This window comes from Intrasporangium flavum (assembly GCF_001956915.1).
Lineage (GTDB): Bacteria > Actinomycetota > Actinomycetes > Actinomycetales > Dermatophilaceae > Monashia > Monashia flava.
This window is the reverse complement of sequence record NZ_MLJO01000001.1, coordinates 11320-28564: the sequence shown is the minus strand read 5'-3', so window position 1 is coordinate 28564 and position 17245 is coordinate 11320. Positions and strand designations below refer to the sequence as shown.

General features: G+C 73.2%; 15 protein-coding genes and 1 tRNA gene. 8 read left to right on the top strand and 8 right to left on the bottom strand.

The genetic code is table 11. The annotated features are described in order from the left end of the window. Window positions 1-74: 74 nt before the first annotated feature. The 5 genes from BIV28_RS00125 (at window position 75) to BIV28_RS00105 (ending at window position 4522) form a co-directional block, all read left to right on the top strand. Window positions 75-614, top strand: a complete 540-nt coding sequence (locus BIV28_RS00125; RefSeq protein ID WP_076258245.1) for a DoxX family membrane protein — start codon at window positions 75-77, stop codon at window positions 612-614. 100 nt (window positions 615-714) lie between these two features. Continuing rightward, complete coding sequence (aroA, locus tag BIV28_RS00120; RefSeq protein WP_076258482.1) at window positions 715-2049, top strand: 3-phosphoshikimate 1-carboxyvinyltransferase; 1335 nt, start codon at window positions 715-717, stop codon at window positions 2047-2049. Beyond that, window positions 2046-3077: a ribosome small subunit-dependent GTPase A gene (rsgA, locus tag BIV28_RS00115; protein WP_076258243.1), complete on the top strand. Its 1032-nt coding sequence runs from the start codon at window positions 2046-2048 to the stop codon at window positions 3075-3077. The genes aroA and rsgA overlap by 4 nt, the downstream gene beginning before the upstream one ends. Window positions 3078-3181: 104 nt before the next feature. Continuing rightward, window positions 3182-3985 carry a histidinol-phosphatase gene (gene hisN, locus BIV28_RS00110; protein ID WP_076258242.1) on the top strand — a complete coding sequence of 268 codons (804 nt, stop codon included), beginning with the start codon at window positions 3182-3184 and terminating at the stop codon, window positions 3983-3985. Between the two features lie 3 nt (window positions 3986-3988). Continuing rightward, window positions 3989-4522, top strand: a complete 534-nt coding sequence (locus BIV28_RS00105; protein ID WP_076258240.1) for a GNAT family N-acetyltransferase — start codon at window positions 3989-3991, stop codon at window positions 4520-4522. Between the two features lie 18 nt (window positions 4523-4540). Here BIV28_RS00105 and BIV28_RS00100 read toward each other — a convergent pair whose 3' ends face one another. Together BIV28_RS00100 and BIV28_RS00095 are read right to left on the bottom strand one after the other, a co-directional pair. Then, a complete protein-coding gene (locus tag BIV28_RS00100; protein WP_076258238.1) occupies window positions 4541-5953 on the bottom strand; it encodes a M16 family metallopeptidase in 1413 nt (470 codons plus the stop codon). After that, on the bottom strand, window positions 5950-7254 hold the full coding sequence (locus tag BIV28_RS00095) for a M16 family metallopeptidase (RefSeq protein WP_076258236.1): 1305 nt from the start codon (window positions 7252-7254) through the stop codon (window positions 5950-5952). Before BIV28_RS00095 ends, BIV28_RS00100 begins: the two co-directional genes overlap by 4 nt. 175 nt (window positions 7255-7429) lie before the next feature. On the opposite strand from BIV28_RS00095, the gene BIV28_RS00090 reads away from it, so the two are divergent. Both BIV28_RS00090 and BIV28_RS00085 read left to right on the top strand, forming a co-directional pair. Beyond that, entirely contained in the window at window positions 7430-7951 is a 522-nt protein-coding gene (locus tag BIV28_RS00090) for an LppU/SCO3897 family protein (protein ID WP_076258234.1), read from the top strand. A 126-nt stretch (window positions 7952-8077) separates the two neighbouring features. Then, window positions 8078-9787: an aminotransferase class V-fold PLP-dependent enzyme gene (locus tag BIV28_RS00085; protein WP_076258232.1), complete on the top strand. Its 1710-nt coding sequence runs from the start codon at window positions 8078-8080 to the stop codon at window positions 9785-9787. 42 nt (window positions 9788-9829) lie between these two features. Here BIV28_RS00085 and BIV28_RS00080 read toward each other — a convergent pair whose 3' ends face one another. Together BIV28_RS00080 and BIV28_RS00075 are read right to left on the bottom strand one after the other, a co-directional pair. Next, window positions 9830-10753 (bottom strand): hypothetical protein, encoded by a 924-nt coding sequence (locus BIV28_RS00080; protein ID WP_207555670.1) that lies wholly within the window; start codon window positions 10751-10753, stop codon window positions 9830-9832. 133 nt (window positions 10754-10886) lie between these two features. Further along, complete coding sequence (locus BIV28_RS00075) at window positions 10887-11078, bottom strand: hypothetical protein (RefSeq protein WP_076258229.1); 192 nt, start codon at window positions 11076-11078, stop codon at window positions 10887-10889. 186 nt (window positions 11079-11264) lie between these two features. Here BIV28_RS00075 and BIV28_RS00070 point away from each other — a divergent pair, with 186 nt between their 5' ends. Further along, complete coding sequence (locus BIV28_RS00070) at window positions 11265-11693, top strand: MarR family winged helix-turn-helix transcriptional regulator (RefSeq protein ID WP_076258480.1); 429 nt, start codon at window positions 11265-11267, stop codon at window positions 11691-11693. A 110-nt stretch (window positions 11694-11803) separates the two neighbouring features. On the opposite strand, the gene BIV28_RS00065 is transcribed toward BIV28_RS00070, so the two are convergent. The 4 genes from BIV28_RS00065 to BIV28_RS00050 form a co-directional block, all read right to left on the bottom strand. Beyond that, window positions 11804-11880: transfer RNA gene (locus BIV28_RS00065), tRNA-Met, on the bottom strand. Window positions 11881-12056: 176 nt separating this feature from the next. Next, entirely contained in the window at window positions 12057-14864 is a 2808-nt protein-coding gene (locus tag BIV28_RS00060; RefSeq protein WP_242652696.1) for an alkaline phosphatase family protein, read from the bottom strand. 13 nt (window positions 14865-14877) lie between these two features. Beyond that, complete coding sequence (locus BIV28_RS00055) at window positions 14878-16260, bottom strand: ABC transporter permease (protein ID WP_076258227.1); 1383 nt, start codon at window positions 16258-16260, stop codon at window positions 14878-14880. Beyond that, window positions 16257-17231, bottom strand: a complete 975-nt coding sequence (locus tag BIV28_RS00050) for an ABC transporter ATP-binding protein (protein ID WP_242652694.1) — start codon at window positions 17229-17231, stop codon at window positions 16257-16259. Before BIV28_RS00050 ends, BIV28_RS00055 begins: the two co-directional genes overlap by 4 nt. Between the last annotated feature and the right edge of the window lie 14 nt (window positions 17232-17245).

The following is a 17245-nucleotide window of genomic DNA, read 5'->3' as shown; positions in this document are numbered from 1 at the left end:
GTCGCTACCGTAGGTCCCACTGGTCCACGATGGCCGCGGCCCGTCACGCACGGCCCGGCCGGAGGAGGAAGGTCATGATCGTCCGCCGTCTCGCTCGTCCCCTGCTCGCGTCCGTGTTCATCGCCGCGGGTGTCGACGCCCTGCGCAACCCGTCCGCGCGCACCGACCAGGCGGCGCACCTGCTCGAGAAGGTGCCGGACCAGGTGCCGGGCGCCGACAAGGTGGCCCGCGCGGCCAAGGACCCCGACCTCGTCGTCCGGGCCAACGGCGCCGCCCTGCTCGGTGGCGGCCTGCTCCTCGCCACGGGCCGGCTCCCCCGCCTCGCCTCCACCGTGCTGGCCGCCTCGATCGTGCCGACGACGGCCATCGAGCACGCCTTCTGGGAGGAGACCGATCCCGACCGCAAGGCCGCCAGCCGCAGCCTCTTCCTCAAGAACGTCGGCCTCCTCGGCGGCCTGCTCCTCGCGGCCGTCGACACCGAGGGCCGCCCCGGTCTGGCCTGGCGCGCCCAGCACGCCACGAAGACCACCCGCCGCGAGGCACGCCACGCCAAGGCAACCGCCGCGCGCGAGGCCCGCCTCCTCGCCCATCGAGCCCAGGACGTCGTGAGCTGACTTGAGTCCCGCCGATCCCCTCCCCGAAGAGCACCTGCAGCCCCACCCGCACGACCTGCACGACCCGCACCGCCCGCACCATGGCTCGGCCGCGGGCGTCCTGACGGCCGACCCCGACGGCGACTGGGAGGCACCGACGGCGTCGGGCCCGCTCGACGCCACGGTCGTGCTGCCCGGCAGCAAGTCGCTGACCAACCGCTACCTCGTCCTCGCGGCCCTCGCGAGCGACCGGTCGCGCCTCCGGGCGCCGCTGCGCTCGCGCGACACGCTCCTCATGGCCGACGCGCTGCGCAGCCTCGGCGTCGGCATCGACGACGTGCCCGCCGAGGGCGACGCGTCGCCCGGCGCCGTCGACGACTGGCTCGTCACGCCGCCCGAGACCCTCCGCGGCGGCGGCCGCGTCGACTGCGGCCTCGCCGGCACGGTCATGCGCTTCCTGCCGGCCGTCGCCGTGCTCGCCGACGGGCCCGTGCTGCTCGACGGCGACCCGCAGGCGCGGGTGCGCCCGATGGGCCCGGTCGTCGACGCCCTGCGCGCGCTCGGCGCCGACATCGACGACGCCGAGGGGCACCTGCCGATCACCGTCAACGGCCGCGGCGGCCTCGCCGGCGGCAGCGTCACGATGGACGCCTCGATGTCCTCGCAGTTCGTCTCGAGCCTCCTGCTCGCCGGGGCCCGCTACGACGACGGCGTCACCGTGCACCACGACGGCAAGCCGGTGCCGAGCGAGCCGCACATCCTCATGACCGTCGAGACCCTCCGCGACGCCGGGGCCATCGTCGACGACAGCGAGCCCAACACGTGGCGCGTCGAGCCGTCGGAGATCAACGCGCTCGACGTGTCGGTCGAGCCGGACCTGTCCAACGCCGGGCCGTTCGTCGCGGCCGCGCTCGTCGCGGGCGGCACGGTCCGGGTGCCCGGCTGGCCGCAGCACACGACCCAGGCCGGCGACATGCTCCGCGAGATCCTCGACTCGATGGGCGCCGACGTCCGACTCGACCGCACCGGGCTCACCGTGAGCGGCGGCGACGAGCTGGCCGGCATCGACATCGACCTGCACGACGCCGCCGAGCTGACCCCGACCGTCGCCGCGCTCGCGGCGCTCGCCTCGAGCCCGACGTGGATCCGCGGTGTCGCGCACATCCGCGGCCACGAGACCGACCGCCTCGCCGCCCTGACGGCCGAGCTCGGCGCGCTCGGCAGCCGCGTCACCGAGACCGACGACGGCCTGCGCATCGCGCCCGCGACGCTGCACGGCGGGCGGTTCCGCACCTACCACGACCACCGCATGGCCACGGCCGGCGCCATCCTCGGCCTACGCGTGCCCGGGGTCCACGTCGAGGACGTCCAGACGACCCGCAAGACGCTCCCCGACTTCGTCGGCCTGTGGCAGGGCATGCTCGCCGGCACGGCGCCCGTGGTGCTGCCCCGATGAGCTGGCGGGACCTCGACGAGGGCGACGTCCGCGTCCGTCCCAGCCGGAAGGGCTCGAGGCCCCGCACCAAGGAGCGGCCGGCGCACGCCGACGCCGTCGTGGCGATGGTCATCGGCATCGACCGCGGCCGCTACACGTGCCTCGTGCCGAAGGGCGCGCTCGGCCGCAAGGAGCCCGAGCGCGTCGTCACGGCGATGAAGGCCCGCGACATCGGGCGCACCCGCGTCGTCGTCGGTGACGACGTCGCGCTCGTCGGCGACCTCGCCGGCGGTCCCGACGCGCTGGCCCGCATCGTGCGCATCGAGGAGCGCCGCTCGGTGCTGCGACGCACCGCCGACGACACCGACCCCTACGAGCGCATCATCGTGGCCAACGCCGACCAGCTCGTCATCGTCACGGCGCTCGCCGACCCCGAGCCGCGGCCCCGCATGGTCGACCGCTGCCTCGTCGCGGCCTACGACGCCGACCTCGAACCGCTCCTGGCCCTGACCAAGGCCGACCTCGTCGACCCGGCGCCGTTCCTGGCGAGCTACGCGCCGCTCGAGGTCGAGCACGTCGTGACCTCCCGGACCGCCGACGGTTTCACCGGGCTCGAGGAGCTGCGCGAGCGGCTCTCGGGCCGGGTCTCGGTGCTCGTCGGCCACTCCGGCGTCGGCAAGAGCACCCTCGTCAACGGGCTCGTGCCCACGGCGATGCGCGCCACGGGCGACGTCAACGACACGACCGGCCGCGGGCGGCACACCTCGACCAACGCCGTGGCCCTGCGCCTGCCGGGCGACGACGGCTGGGTCATCGACACCCCGGGGGTGCGCTCCTTCGGGCTCGCGCACATCGACCCGGACCGGATCATCGACCACTTCCCCGACCTCGCCGAGGGCACGGCCGAGTGCCCGCGCGGCTGCACGCACGACGAGGAGGAGTGCGCCCTCGACGCGTGGGTGGCGGGTGGGCACGCGGGCCCGGCGGGCCCGTCGCGGCTGGCGTCCCTGCGCCGGCTCCTGTCGAGCCGCTCGGGCGAGGAACGCTGAGCCGCAGTCGTGCCCGTACGACCGGTCCACCCCTGCGTCCGGACGCGACCCCCCCGGAGCAGGCTTGGCCGCCGCACGACACCACCGCAGGCTAGGTTGAGCCGGTGACCTCCTACGACGACGACCTCCGCCTCGCCCACGTGCTCGCCGACGCCGTCGAGCGCGTGACGATGGCCCGTTTCCGAGCCGCCGACCTCGTCGTCGAGAGCAAGCCCGACCTCACCCCCGTCACCGACGCCGACCGGGCCGCCGAGGAGCTCGTCCGCTCCCAGCTCAAGCGCACCCGCCCCCGCGACGCGGTGCAGGGCGAGGAGTTCGAGACCACCGGCCACGGACCGCGCCGCTGGATCATCGACCCCATCGACGGCACGAAGAACTTCGTGCGCGGCGTGCCGGTGTGGGCCACCCTCATCGGCCTCGTCGTCGACAACGAGCCGGTGCTCGGCGTCGTGTCGGCACCGGCCCTCGGGCGCCGCTGGTGGGCCGCCGTCGGCAGCGGGGCCTGGACCGGCCGCTCGCTGGCCTCGGCCAAGCGCATCGGCGTCTCCCAGGTGGGGCGCCTCGGCGATGCGTCGCTGTCCTACTCCTCGCTGTCCGGCTGGCGGGTGCGCGGGCGGCGCGACGACGTCCTCGACCTCATGGACGACTGTTGGCGCACCCGCGCCTACGGCGACTTCTGGTCCTACATGCTCGTCGCCGAGGGCGCGGTCGACATCGCCGCCGAGCCCGAGCTCGAGGTGCACGACATGGCCGCCCTCGTCGCCATCGTGCAGGAGGCGGGCGGGCGCTTCACCGGTCTCGACGGGCGCCCGGGCTGCTGGAGCGGCAACGCGCTCGCCACCAACGGCCTGCTCCACGACACCGTCCTGGAGCGCATCGGCATGCCGTCCCGACACGAGAACGCCTGAGCCATGGGCCTGCTCGTACGCCAAGCGCTGCCCGACGACGTGCCGGCGCTGGCCGCCGTCGCTGCCGAGACGTTCGGGCTCGCGTGCCCCCCGAGCATGTCGCGCGAGCGGGTCGAGGCCTTCGTCGCCGACGTGCTCTCACCGGAGCGGTTCGCCGGCTACCTCGCCGACCCGGCACGCCACCTGCTGCTCGCCGAGGACGGCGGCACGGCCGTCGGCTACGCGATGCTCGTCGCCGGCGAGCCCGCCGACGACGACGTCCGGGCGGCGATCCGGCACCGCCCCACCGTCGAGCTGAGCAAGATCTACGTCCTGCCCACCTCCCACGGCGGCGGCACCGCCTCGCGCCTCATGGCCGAGTCGATCGGCTGGGCCCGCTCCACCGGCGCGGCCGGCGTCTGGCTCGGCGTCAACCAGCAGAACGAGCGTGCCCAGCGCTTCTACGCCAAGAGCGGCTTCGAGCACGTCGGCACCAAACGGTTCCTCGTCGGCGGCCAGTACGAGGACGACTACGTCCTCGAGCAGCCGCTCGCCTGACCCCGCACGGACGCCGCCTCAGCGGGCGGAGTCGCGCACCACGGTGACCTCGCCGAGGCCGAGACCGCGGACCGCCTCGAGGTGCGCGTCGGTGTCGCCGACGAGGACGATCGTCCACCCGGTGCCGAGCCCCTCGCCGGTGATCCCCGCCTCCGCGGCGAAGCGCCGGAACGCGGCGTCGACGCGGGTGGCGTCGACGGTCGCGAGGTCGCGGAGGTTCTCGGTCGTGAACGCAGTTGTGCGACCGTCGAGCGCCATGCCGACGGCCTCGTCGGCGATGGTGTCGGCCGTCGCGTAGCGACCCGGCGCAGTCTTCGAGATGAAGTCGACGCCGGAGCGGATCTCCTTGTCGCTGAACCCGGTCGAGCCGCCACCGAGGATCTCGAGCAGCGTGCGCACGGCGTCCTCGGTGGAGTCGGAGCGGACCGAGCCGGTCGTGAGGAACAGGCCGCCTCGGCGTCGTGGACGGAAGCTGGACCGGATGCCGTACGTGTAGCCCTTCTCCTCGCGGAGCACGGCGTCGACGCGGGCGTTCGGCGACCCGCCGAGCACGAAGCCGAGCACCGGGAACGGCGCCCAGCCGCCCTGCACCGACCGGTCCGGCCCGGGGGCCCCGACGACGAGCTCGGTCTGCACCGACCCGGGCCGCGACACGAAGACGACGCGGGAGCGGTCCTCGGCCAGCCGGGCGGCGGTGTCGAGGTGGCGGCCACGATCGCGCGGCCCGTGCTGCCAGCCGCCGAGCGAGGCCTCGACGAGGGCGGGCACGTCGAGCCCCTCGAGGTCGCCGGCCACGACCATCGTCACCCCGGCGGCGACGACGTGCTCGGCGTGGAAGGCGACGACGTCCTCGCGGGTGATCGCCGAGACGGTGTCGCGGGTGCCGCCGGTGGGGCGGGACGCACGGTCGTCGGCGGCGTAGAACGTGCGGACGAACTCGAGGATCGCCCGGTGCGCCGCGACCGACCGCTCCTGCTCGATCTCCGCGAGCCGGGTGCGCACCTGCCGCGCCACCTCGGCCTGGGGGAACACCGGCTCGGTGAGGATCTGGCGCAGCAGGTCGAGGGCGGGCTCGAGGTTGCCCTTGACGACGTCGAGGTCGACGGAGAGGCCCGCCTCGGAGAAGCCGGCGCCGAACCCGACGCCCTTGCGCTCGAGCAGGCGCGCGAACTCGTCGGCGGTGTGCTGCTCGGTGCCCTCGTCGAGGGTGCGGGCCATGATCGTCGCGACGCCCTCACGGTCGCGCGACTCGTCGCGCAGCGACACGGGCAGGCCGAGCCGGACCGACAGCACGTACTGGCCGGGCACGTCGTAGGTGACGAGGTGCAGGCCGTTGGGCAGGTCGTGGGTCACCGGCTCCGGGAACGCCCACGGCTGCGGCGGGGCGACCGCCGGGCGCGCGACCGCGGGAGTGGCGTCGGGGGTGCTCATGCCGCCTCCTCCCCCTCGTCGCCCGCACCGGCGGGGTCGGCGAGGTAGCGCACGACGGCGCGCGACTCCGGGGCCAGCCAGGCAGCCGTGGCGGCCCGGACGTCCTCGGGCGTCACGGCCCGCACGTGGTCGACGAACGCGTTGACGTACCCCGGGTCGCCGGTGAGCAGGGCGTGGTGGCTGATGTGGTCGGCGCGCTCCTCGATGCTGGCGAGGGCGCTGAGCCAGGAGCGCTCGGTGTCGGCGACGACCGACTCCATCTCCTCGGCGTCAGGACCGTGCTCGGCGAGCGCGGTGAGCTCCTCGCAGAGCACCTCCTCGATCGCCTCGACGTCGGCGCCCTCGGCGACGTCGATGGTGAAGGCCCCGAGCCCGACGCCGTCGACGAGCCCCATGGTCCAGCCCCCGACGGCCACCGCGGTCTCGTCGCGGCGCACGAGGCGACGGATGAGCCGTGAGCTCGCCAGGCCGCCGAGCACGTCGACCGCGACCTGGCACGCGTGGTACTCGGGCGTCGTGTCGACGGGAAGGCGGAAGGCGACGTACAGGCGGTCGTTGGGCACGTCGCCGACGCGGTCGAGGCGCACCGGCGCCGTGAGCGGGGCCAGCTGCGGCAGGCGCGGCCGCTCCGTCAGCGCGATGGCCGGCAGGTGGCCGAAGTAGCGCTCCGCAGCGGCGAACCCGTCCTCGGGGGTGACGTCGCCGACGAGCGTCAGGACGGTGTTGTTCGGGCCGTAGTGGGCGCGGAAGAAGGCGTGGACGTCCTCGACGGTCGCGGCGTCGAGGTCCTCCATCGACCCGATCGTCGGGTGGTGGTAGGGGTGGTCGCCCGGGAACGCCGTCGCGTAGATGTCGATGAGGGCGGTGCCGTAGGGCACGTTGTCGTACCGCTGGCGCTTCTCCTCCTTGACGACGTCGCGCTGGTTGTCGAGGTTCTCCTGGTTGACGGCGTCGAGGAGGTAGCCGTGGCGGTCGGCCTCGAGCCACAGGGCGAGGTCGAGGGCGCCGGTGGGGACGGTCTCGAAGTAGTTCGTGCGGTCGAACCACGTCGTCGCGTTGAGGCGTGCCCCCTCGTCCATGAGCGCCGAGAAGTGCTCTCCCGACGCGACGTTGCGGCTGCCCTGGAACATCAGGTGCTCGAACAGGTGGGCGAAACCGGTGCGGCCTGGGGCCTCGTGGCGCGAACCGACGCCGACCCAGAGGTTGACGGCGACGTTGGGCACGGCGTGGTCCTCGCTGACGATGACGCGCAGGCCGTTGTCCAGCGTGCGCTCCGCGAGCGGGTAGGAGATCGACGTCACGCGCTCGACCCTATGCGACAACTTTTGCGAAGTCGTTACCGGTCCGGGGCCTCATCGGGCACCACGGGCCCCGTGGACCCGCCATGATCTGCTGGCCGACCGCGCGCGCCGCCGTCGGGGCCGCACTGCGGCCATCACCAGGGGTCCCAACTTTCTCCATGAGGAGCGATTCACCATGCCCGAGCAGCCCACCTCCGACGCGACGCCCGACGCGCCCGCGACGCCCGACGCGTCCGGCATGCCTGCCACGCCCGACGCGTCCGCGACGCCTGCGACGCCTGCGACACCCGGGGCCTCCACCGTGCCCGCCGCCCCGGCCGACCCGGCCGCCCCCGCCACCCCCGGCCCGGAGGCACCGAAGGCCGGCTCCAAGCGCAAGAAGATCCTCTCGGCCATCGCCACGGTCGTCGTCGTGCTCGCCGTGAAGTTCGGCCTCGGCTACATGTTGGCCGACCAGCCGGTCGCCGACTCCCTGTCGGTGGGCCAGTGCGTCAAGAGCGGCGACGACGACTCGATCGCCAAGGTCGACTGCGGCGACGCGAAGGCCGAGTACAAGGTCGTCTTCATCAAGAAGGACACCGTGCAGTCGCTCGCCGACCAGACGTGCGCGCCGTACGAGGCCACGACGACGACGTACTTCGAGTACCGCGAGGGCGAGACGAACGGCAACGTCATCTGCCTCGGCGCGGTGCGCTGACGCCGTCTTCCTCCGCGACGCCCCGCCGGCCCCGGCCGGCGGGGCGTCGTGCTGTCCGGCTTCCCACGTCCCTAACTAATGGTTATAGGTGTGCGGATTAGCATCACCTAGCGCTATGGTTGGGGCATGAGCACCGCACCGCAGCCCGACCTGCTCGCGACGATCCGCGCGAGCGTCATCGGCGACGACCAGGTCATGGTCGGGCCCTACGGCCCGCGGCGGGTCACCTACGCCGACTACACGGCCTCGGGCCGGGCGCTCGGGTTCATCGAGGACTTCATCCGCGACGAGGTGCTCCCCCGCTACGCCAACACCCACACCGAGAGCTCGGGCACCGGCCTGCAGACCACCCGGCTGCGCGAGGACGCCCGGCGCACCATCCGCGACGCGGTGGGCGGCGACGACGAGACCGTCGTCGTCTTCGCCGGCTCGGGGTGCACCGGCGCCATCGACAAGCTCGTCGGCATCCTCGGCCTGCGGGTGCCCTCGAACTTCGAGGACCGTTGGCACGCGAGCGATCTCGTGCCTGCCGACCAGCGTCCGGTCATCTTCATCGGGCCTTACGAGCACCACTCCAACGAGGTCATGTGGCGCGAGTGCGTCGCCGACGTCGTCGTCATCCCCCAGGACCTCGACGGCCACGTCGACCTCGCCGTCCTGCGCGCCCGGCTCGAGGAGCACGCCGACCGGCCGCTGCGCATCGGCTCGTTCTCGGCGGCGAGCAACGTCACCGGGATCGTCACGGACACCGACGCCATCTCGACCCTCCTGCACGAGCACGGCGCCCTCGCCTTCTGGGACTTCGCGGCAGCAGGCCCCTACGTCGACATCGAGATGTACGGGCGCGGTGGCCGTGGGGTCGCAGGCGAGCTCGCCCGCAAGGACGCCATCTTCCTGAGCCCCCACAAGTTCATCGGCGGGCCGGCCACGCCGGGGGTCCTCGTCGTGCGCCGCGAGCTGCTGACCAACCGCGTCCCCGACGTGCCGGGTGGTGGCACCGTGGCCTACGTCAACCCCACCGCGCACGACTACCTCACCGACCCCGCCCACCGCGAGGAGGGCGGCACCCCGGCCATCGTCGAGTCGATCCGCGCCGGGCTCGTCTTCGGGCTCAAGGAGGCCGTCGGCGTCGAGACCATCCGTGCCCGCGAGGACGCCTTCCTCGAGCGCGCCGTGCAGGCCTGGACCCAGGAGCCGGCCATCGAGATCCTCGGCAACCTCGACGCCGAGCGCCTGTCGATCGTCTCGTTCGTCGTGCGGGCGCCGGGCGGGCCCTACCTGCACCACAACTTCGTCGTCGCGGTGCTCAACGACCTCTTCGGCATCCAGTCGCGCGGCGGGTGCTCGTGCGCCGGCCCGTACGGCCACCACCTGCTCGGCATCGACCTCGAGCGCTCGCAGGAGTTCGAGCGCGAGATCGGTCGCGGCTGCGAGGGCATCAAGCCCGGCTGGGTGCGCATCAACTTCAACTACTTCATCTCCGACGCCGTGGCCGACTACGTCATCGAGGCCGTCCGGCTCGTGGCGCGCGAGGGATGGCGCCTCCTCGGCGACTACTCCTTCGAGCCCGCCACCGGCCTCTGGCGCCACGGCAACGGCCCCGTCGAACCGCCGCTGCGCCTGCGCGACGTCTCGTTCGGGCCGGAGGGGCTGCGCTACCCGCGTCACGCGGACCGGCTCGGCGAGGAGGCCCTCGAGCAGCACCTCGCCGACGCGCGCCGCGTGCTGGCCGACGCGCGGCCGGTGACGTGCGACGCCGGCAGCGTCGACGTCGACTTCGACCACCTGCGCTGGTTCGAGCTGCCCGCGACGAGCCTGGTCACCGGCCGCCCCTGAGGCCGGCTGGCCCGGGCGCCCTGACGGGCGTCAGGGCGCCCGTCAGGGCGCCATCGCCGACCACGCCGTGTAGTCGTGGACGGCGATGCCGGCGTAGCTCGCGTACGCCCCGGCCCCGGCGTCGACGAGCGCCAGCTGCGACTCCATCCGGGTCAGCGTCTGGCCGTAGAAGGTCTGCTTGACCGAGACCGGGTCGGTGCCGAGGAACATCGTCTCCTGCCCGACACGGACCGGTTTGCCGAGCGAGGCGCCGACCGCGAGCTCGGTGGCCGCGAGGGCGATCGTCCCGTCGCTGCCCGTCGCGGTGTTGCGATAAGCCATCACGGTGGCGCCGGCGACCCGGCGCAACACCTCGCGATCGAGCGTCGAGCGCTTGCCCGCGGCGATGCCGTCGAACCAGAAGGGGATGTCGACCTCGACCGGCCGCGGGCCCGCTGCCGCGACGAGCGAGTCGAGCAGCGTCAGGTAGCGCGAGACCGTCGTGGCCTGCCTCTTGGTCCAGGCCGAGGTGGTCCACGGCTCCACGTCGGCGTGGACGCCCGCGAAGAGGCCGGTCGCGAGCGTGGGGCGCAGCCAGTGGTCCAGAGCCCACGTGGGCTGGTCGACCCAGCCGGGATCGCCGCCGAGGGCGTCCACGCGCAGCCCGCTCGCGGTCGCCGCGGCGACGAGCGTCCGGACGGCCGGCAGCTGCGGTGAGGTCGGGAGGTCGGGCGGCACCGCGACGAAGAGGGTGCCGACGCCGCGCTGGGTCGCCACGGACACGACCGCCTGCGGGTCCTGCCACTGCCACACGTACATGGCGCGCGGTGGCGCGGTGGCCGCCTCCGCCGGAGCTGCAGGCAGCGCCACGGCGAGAGCGGTGCCGACGACCGCGCCCACGGCGGCCACGGCGGCCGTGAGGGAGCGGGCGGCGCGACCCGCGGGCCGGCCCCGGGTCACGCATCGCCCGGGTGCGTGCTGATGCATCGGTCCCACCTCCGAAGAGCGCCGGACGAACCGGACGGATGAATCCCGAGGCGAGCACTGTGGCAGACGTGGGGTGGCGGCGTCGGAGGATCGCGCCTTTCTTGCGGAACCCGCCCGCGCGCTCCGGCGCGTGTCAGTGGCGGGCAGCCTCGCGGGCGGAGTCGGCCGCCGCCTGGCGCGCCGCCCGTTCGCGGCGCAGCCGCTCCTTGGGGTCGTTGCTCTCGCCGAGCTGCGCGGGCCCGAAGATCGACAGCCCGAACATCCGCAGGGCATAGCCGACGCGGTAGGCGAGGGACAGGCGCCCGGTGCGGGAGGATCGCGGCATGGAGGACCACCTCGGAAAGATCGTTAGTGCACTGATGATTAGTGCACATACTATCCTGTCGGAGCAGCCACGAGGACAGGAGGCGACGCGGTGACGGCACCCGAGCACGACGCGACCCACGAGGAGCACACGACGGACTCCGGCCGAGGAGCAGACCCGGACACCGAGGCGCACTCCCCCGACGACCTGCTGCGGCTCGACCAGCAGGTGTGCTTCGCCCTCGCGGTGGCCGCCCGCAACGTCATCGGCCTCTACCGACCCGTCCTCGAGCCCCTCGGGCTGACGCACCCGCAGTACCTCGTCATGCTCGCCCTGTGGGAGCGGGCACCCTTGACGGTCAAGGAGATCGGCGACCTGCTCAGCCTCGAGCCGGCCACCGTCTCGCCGCTCGTCCGCCGCCTCGAGGGAGCCGGGCTGGTCCGCCGCGACCCGCACCCCCACGACGACCGGGCCCTGCACGTGACCCTGACCACCGAGGGTCGCGACCTGCGCCGGCAGGCTCTCGGCGTGCCGCCGCAGGTCATCGCCCGGCTCGGCATGGACGTGTCGCAGCTGCAGGAGCTGCACCGCTCGCTCACGACGGTCATCGCCGCGGCCCGTTCCGCCCAGGACTGAACGGGCCGCGACCGGGCCGGGCCGGACACCGGCCCGGAGAACGACGAAGGCGCGGAGAACGACGAAGGCCCGGACCTGTTGGTCCGGGCCTTCGTCTCGCCTGACGCGATTGGTAGCGGGGGCAGGATTTGAACCTGCGACCTCCGGGTTATGAGCCCGGCGAGCTACCGAGCTGCTCCACCCCGCGTCGGTATGTCTTAACCCTAGACGACTCCCCCGGGAAAGACCAAATCGGCCCTGCCGGCACCCTTGGGCCCCGACGTCGAAGGCTGTGCGGATGCCACCGCACGGGCGTACGCAACTGGGGCAGCACCCGAATCCGATGCTGCCCCAGCGCGTTTCGATCCGCTTTCGCGACTCCGGTCACTCGTTCTCCGCCGGCGGCAGGTCGGCGCCGGGCACCTGCGACGGCGCGAGCACCGATGCGTCGCCCGGGTAGGGCGTCTTCCACCCGTGCGCCTGGTACCAGGTGAACCGGTTCATCTGCTCGGGGTTGGCGAAGTCGGCGACCGCACCGTTGCCGGCCAGCTTCTTCGACTGGCGCCAGGCGTCCCACTGCGCGGCCACCCGCTTCTGCGACGCCGGGATGGCCGTCTGGGCAGCCACCTCGGCGTCGACCGCCCGAGCGGCCGCGCCCGTGGTCCCGAGGGTGTCGGCGCCGCACGCCGGCGCCGACGCGACGCCCTCCGTGAGAGGCACCTGGTTGGGCACCGCGTCGAACGGGGTGTAGTCGGGCGTCGACTGGAAGGCGTCGAACATCGGCGACGCCGCGGCCACCTTCTGGTTGAGCGGCTGGGCCCCGAGGATCTGCGAGATCGTGCGGATCATCGAGATCTGTGAGTAGTACGTGCTGATGACCTTGCCGTGGGCCGCGTAGGGGCTGATGACCTGGATCGGGGCGCGGTGGCCGTCGACGTGGTCGGCGCCGTTCTGGCTGTCGTCCTCGACGACGAAGATCGCCGAGTCCTTCCAGTACGGGCTGTGCGAGATCTCGTCGACGACCCGACCCACGGCGAGGTCACCGTCCGCGACCTGCGCGCGGGCGTCCGGTGTGCCACCGGTGTGGTCGCTCGAGAGCCACATCATGTTGAGGTTCGCCGGCCCCTTCTTCTCGAACTCCTGCTTCCAGATCTGGAAGCGGTAGATGTCGGGGATGTTCGTGTCGAACATCGGCGAGTCGTGGTTCGAGATCGCGTTGAGCGACGGGATCGGCGACTGGACGTCGAGCCGCAGCGTCGGGTCGACCAGCTGCGCGGGGTCGCCCCCGGCGTCGACGCTCTTCGTGGCGCAGTAGTACTTCTGCCACGTCGCGCCCGCGGGCTTGTTCTCCCACATCATGAACTCACCGAAGTTGCGGGCGCTCCGGCCTGCGGCCGTGGCCGCCGTCCAGAGGAACCCGGAACGCTGGTGGCCGAGCACGTCGTCCTCCGTGTCGTAGCTACGCGTGTACTCGCCGGCGCTCGACTCCGTGTACTCGGGGTTGTCACCCTGCATGAGCCAGTTGTGGCCCTCGGCCGAGTTGGTCCCGACGTCGTAGGTGTTGTCGTAGAGGCCGAACTGCCTGGCGAGGGCGTGCTGGTTCGGGGTGACGGTCGCGCCGAACTGTGCGAGCGAGGCGTCGCCGTTGCCACGGGTGTCGTCGCCGTACACCTGGTCGTAGGTCCGGTTCTCCTTGACGAGGACGAACACGTGCTTGATCGTCGACGGGTCGCCGATGCGCTTCGGCACGGGTACGGCCTTCTGCTTGTTGCCCGAGGCCTGCTTGACGTCGGTGTCGCCCGGGCCCCAGCCGTTCTGGGCGAACACCGCCCCGGTGGCACGGGCGATCGCGTCGTCGCTCGGCAGCGTGAAGCGGGTCAGCGATGCCGTGGTGCCGTGCGTCCCGTGGCCGGTGGCCGGGTCGGTGCCGGGACCCTGCTTGAAGGTGATGAGCGGACCGCGGGCATCGATCCCCCGCGTGTTCGTCACGACGACCTGGCCACCGACGCCGGCGACCGCCGAGGGGTAGTAGTCGGTCGGCAGCAGGCCGATGAAGTTGACCGGCTCCTGCGGGTCGCCGTGGTAGCGGTACACCGCCACGGCGTTGGCGCGTCCGAGGGTCACGAGCAGACGCCCGTCGGGCGTCAGGGTGACGCCGTTCGGCTGGTACCCGACCTCCGAGCCCTTCCACGGCTGGGTGCTGATCGTCTGGACGACCTTGTCGGAGTCGGTGTTCACGACCGAGACCGTGTCGTCGACGGTGTTGGTGACGAAGAGCGCCTTGCCGGACGCGTACATCGCGGTCGGGTGCAGCCCCACCGGGATCGAACGGACCTGGGCCCCAGGGGTGCTCGTGTCGATGACGCTGAGCGTGCCGGTCGTGGCGGTGCCGAGGTTGCCGTCGGCCGGCACCTGCGTGCCGTAGGAGTTGATGGTCGTCTCCCCCGACTGTGCGAAGCGCCCGCCCTCGTTGCTGACGTACAGCTTGTCGCCGACGAAGGTGAGGTGGCGCGGCGCGATGCCGGTGGTCCAGCTGCGCGTGACGGTGCCGGCGACCGGGTCGATGAGGACGACGCGGTTCTGGCCGTTGACGGCGACGTAGAGCCGGGAGCCGTCGGGCGAGAAGGCGGCCTTGCCGGTGAGCGCCTGGGCGCCGTCGATCGCGGGGATGGCGACCTTCGTGCCGGCCCCGAGCGTGCCGTCGGCGTTGACCGGGTAGCGCGTCAGGCCGGTGGCCTGCGGCACCCAGAGGAACTTCCCGTCCGGGGAGTAGGTCGGGCCATCCTGCCCCACGCTGTTGTCGGACACCTTCTGGTCGGCCGCGGCGGCGCTGCCGACGGTCCAGATGAGCTTGTAGGTGCGCAGGTCGAAGACCTGCACCGAGATCGAGCGGTCGTTGCTCGTCGCGGCGAGGTAGCGGCCGTCGGCGCTGACCGTCGAGCCCATGAACTTGCCGAGCTCGGTGACGAGGCGCTCGCCGTACGGCTTGACGACCTGGTTGGAGGAGACCTGCAGCCCGGCGGCGTACTCGGTGCCGACCTGCTGGTCGCCGAACCCGACGGTGCTCGCGTAGGCCTCGACGGCGGTGCCGGCCACGACGAGGGCGGCGGTGGAGGCGAGGACGATCCGGGCCCGACGGCCTCGGGCGAAGGCGGCGCCGCGCTGGGCGTGCTCGCGTCTGTGTCTGGTCACGTGCATGGGTGGGTCATCCCTTCGGGGTGGGGTCGAGCAGGTCGACGGTGCCGTCGAGCTGCCACAGCGGGTTGGGGGCGTCGCCGCGGGAGGAGCGGACGGTGAAGCTGCCGTTGACCTCCTTGGGTCCGTCCCCGTCGGCGACGTACCGCCCGTCGGCGGTGACGTCGAGCTGGTAGACGGCGGTGCCGACGGCGCTCGCGCCGGGCAGGTGCCAGGTGACGACGCAGCGCCAGTCCGCACCGGGTCCGGTGTCCTCGAGGCGGCTGCCGCCCTTGTCGCACGAGGCCGTCGTGGCCAGCTGCGCCTCGGTGACCGCTGCCCGGTGCAGCTCCTCGGTCTGGAGCCGGTAGAGGTGGGCGAACGACGTGGCGAGCGACGCCTCGAGCTTCGGACGCTCGATGCCGGAGCCCGTGCCCCCGCCGGGCGCCGCCACGGCGACGACGAGGCCGGTCACGACCGTCAGGCCCACGAGCGGGGCGGTTGCGAGGGTGGCCCGGCGGCCCGACCCGTCGTGGGCGAGGTCGGTGAAGTCGCGCCGCAGGAAGAGCCGGAGGGCCACCGCGGTGGCGAGCGCCGCCCACGCGAGGCTGACGACGAGGCCGAGCACGAGCGGGCCGGTCTGCGGCGGCTCGGTGAACAGGCCGCGCCAGGCGACGAAGGCCTGGGTCGGCAGCGCCATCCGCAGCGCGACGGGGAGCGGCAGCAGCTGGGCCAGGGCCATGACGGACGCGACCACCGCAGGCACGAGCAGCCCCATCGGCGACCGGCCGAGCACGACCGAACCGAGCAGGCCCAGCGCCGCGAAGGCGGCCGTCGGTACGAGAACGACGAGCCAGGCGAGCGCGACGCCGCGCGCCGCCGCGGCCGGCTCGAGGACCGATCCGTCGAGGCCGACCAGGGGGTGGTTGCCGATGCCGAGCAGGCCGCCGGCGACGCTCGAGACCGCGAGCAGCAGGACGACGAGCCAGATGACCGTCAGGCTGGCGAGCGCCTTGGCGGCGAAGATGCGCCGGGGCGACCGGACGGCCATGAGCAGGTGGCGCCACGTGCCGATGCGGTCCTCGGCCGCGAACGCGTCGCCGGCGACCAGCGAGGTGAGCAGCGGCAGGCCGTAGGAGCACGCGGCGTCGAGGACCACAAGCGCCCCGGCCCACCCGCTCGTGCCCATCCACCGCCCGAACACGGTGTCCGCGGGCAGCGAGGTCTGGTTGCCCATGACAGCGACGAGCACGCCGGGGCCGACGAGCGCCACGACCAGCACGAGGCGGATCCTCCACAGCGACAGGGTCTTCCGCAGCTCGAATCGGAACGTCTCGATGAGGGCCGCCGGTCGGGGCCTCGAGGCGCCGTGGGCCGGTACCTGCTCTCGGGGGACAGCCATCGTCGGGGTCATCGGGACTCCTCGGTGGCGGTCAGGGCGAGGTAGGCGGACTCGAGCGGCGTCACGACGGGCGCCAGCTCGCGCACCGCCACCCCGGCGCCGACGAGCCGCACCACGAGCTCGTCCATCGACGCGACGCTGCCGCGCACGACGAGTCCGCGGCTCGCCGGACGGCCGGCTGGCTCGTCCGCCGGCGGCGTGCGCAGGCCCGGCACCTCGAGGGCCATCCGCGCGGCCTTGCCGGGGTCGGAGGTCACGACCCGGTAGTCGGCCTCGCGACTCTCGAGCGCCAGCTTGTCGACCGGACCCGTGAACACGACCCGCCCGGTGGCCAGGAGCGTCACCTCCGAGCAGAGCGCGGCGACGTCGTCCATGCGGTGGCTCGACAGCACGACCGCGGTACCGGCGTCGGCGAGCCGGGCGATGACGCCGTGCACGTGGTTCTTGCCGGCCGGGTCCAGGCCGTTGGCTGGCTCGTCGAGCACGAGCAGACGCGGTCCGGTCAGGAGCGCGGCGGCGAGCCCGAGCCGCTGGCGCATCCCGAGCGAGAACCCGCGGACCAGGTCGTCGGCGACGGCGTCGAGGCCGACCTCATCGAGCGCGTCGGTCACCGCCCGTGATGCCGCCCCGCCGCCGTGGAGGCGGACCAGGGCGGAGAGGTTCTGGCGTGCGGTCAGCGTCGGGTAGAGCCCCGGACCGTCGACGAAGCCGGCCACGCCGTCGGGCACCGCCAGCGCCCGCGCGACGGGCACCCCGAGGATCTCGAGCCTGCCGGCGTCGGGCACCGCGAGACCGAGCAGGAGCCCGAGCAGCGTCGTCTTGCCCGCGCCGTTCGGCCCGACGAGCCCGTGGACCTCGCCCTCGGCGACGTCGAGGTCGACGCCGTCCAGGGCGACGACGTCGTCGAAGGACTTGGTCAGCTGGCGGGCCCTCACGGCCGGCGTCGTCTGCATGTCGATCCCGTCGGTGGACGAATGGGACACCGAGGAACCTAGGG

Excerpts from the sequence above, each read along its gene's own strand:
- BIV28_RS00125 (WP_076258245.1), top strand. The coding sequence starts at position 75 with ATGATCGTCCGCCGTCTCGCTCGTCCCCTGCTCGCGTCCGTGTTCATC.
- rsgA (WP_076258243.1), top strand. The coding sequence starts at position 2,046 with ATGAGCTGGCGGGACCTCGACGAGGGCGACGTCCGCGTCCGTCCCAGC.
- BIV28_RS00105 (WP_076258240.1), top strand. The coding sequence starts at position 3,989 with ATGGGCCTGCTCGTACGCCAAGCGCTGCCCGACGACGTGCCGGCGCTG.
- BIV28_RS00100 (WP_076258238.1), bottom strand. The coding sequence starts at position 5,953 with ATGAGCACCCCCGACGCCACTCCCGCGGTCGCGCGCCCGGCGGTCGCC.
- BIV28_RS00090 (WP_076258234.1), top strand. The coding sequence starts at position 7,430 with ATGCCCGAGCAGCCCACCTCCGACGCGACGCCCGACGCGCCCGCGACG.
- BIV28_RS00085 (WP_076258232.1), top strand. The coding sequence starts at position 8,078 with ATGAGCACCGCACCGCAGCCCGACCTGCTCGCGACGATCCGCGCGAGC.
- BIV28_RS00080 (WP_207555670.1), bottom strand. The coding sequence starts at position 10,753 with ATGCATCAGCACGCACCCGGGCGATGCGTGACCCGGGGCCGGCCCGCG.
- BIV28_RS00075 (WP_076258229.1), bottom strand. The coding sequence starts at position 11,078 with ATGCCGCGATCCTCCCGCACCGGGCGCCTGTCCCTCGCCTACCGCGTC.
- BIV28_RS00055 (WP_076258227.1), bottom strand. The coding sequence starts at position 16,260 with ATGACCCCGACGATGGCTGTCCCCCGAGAGCAGGTACCGGCCCACGGC.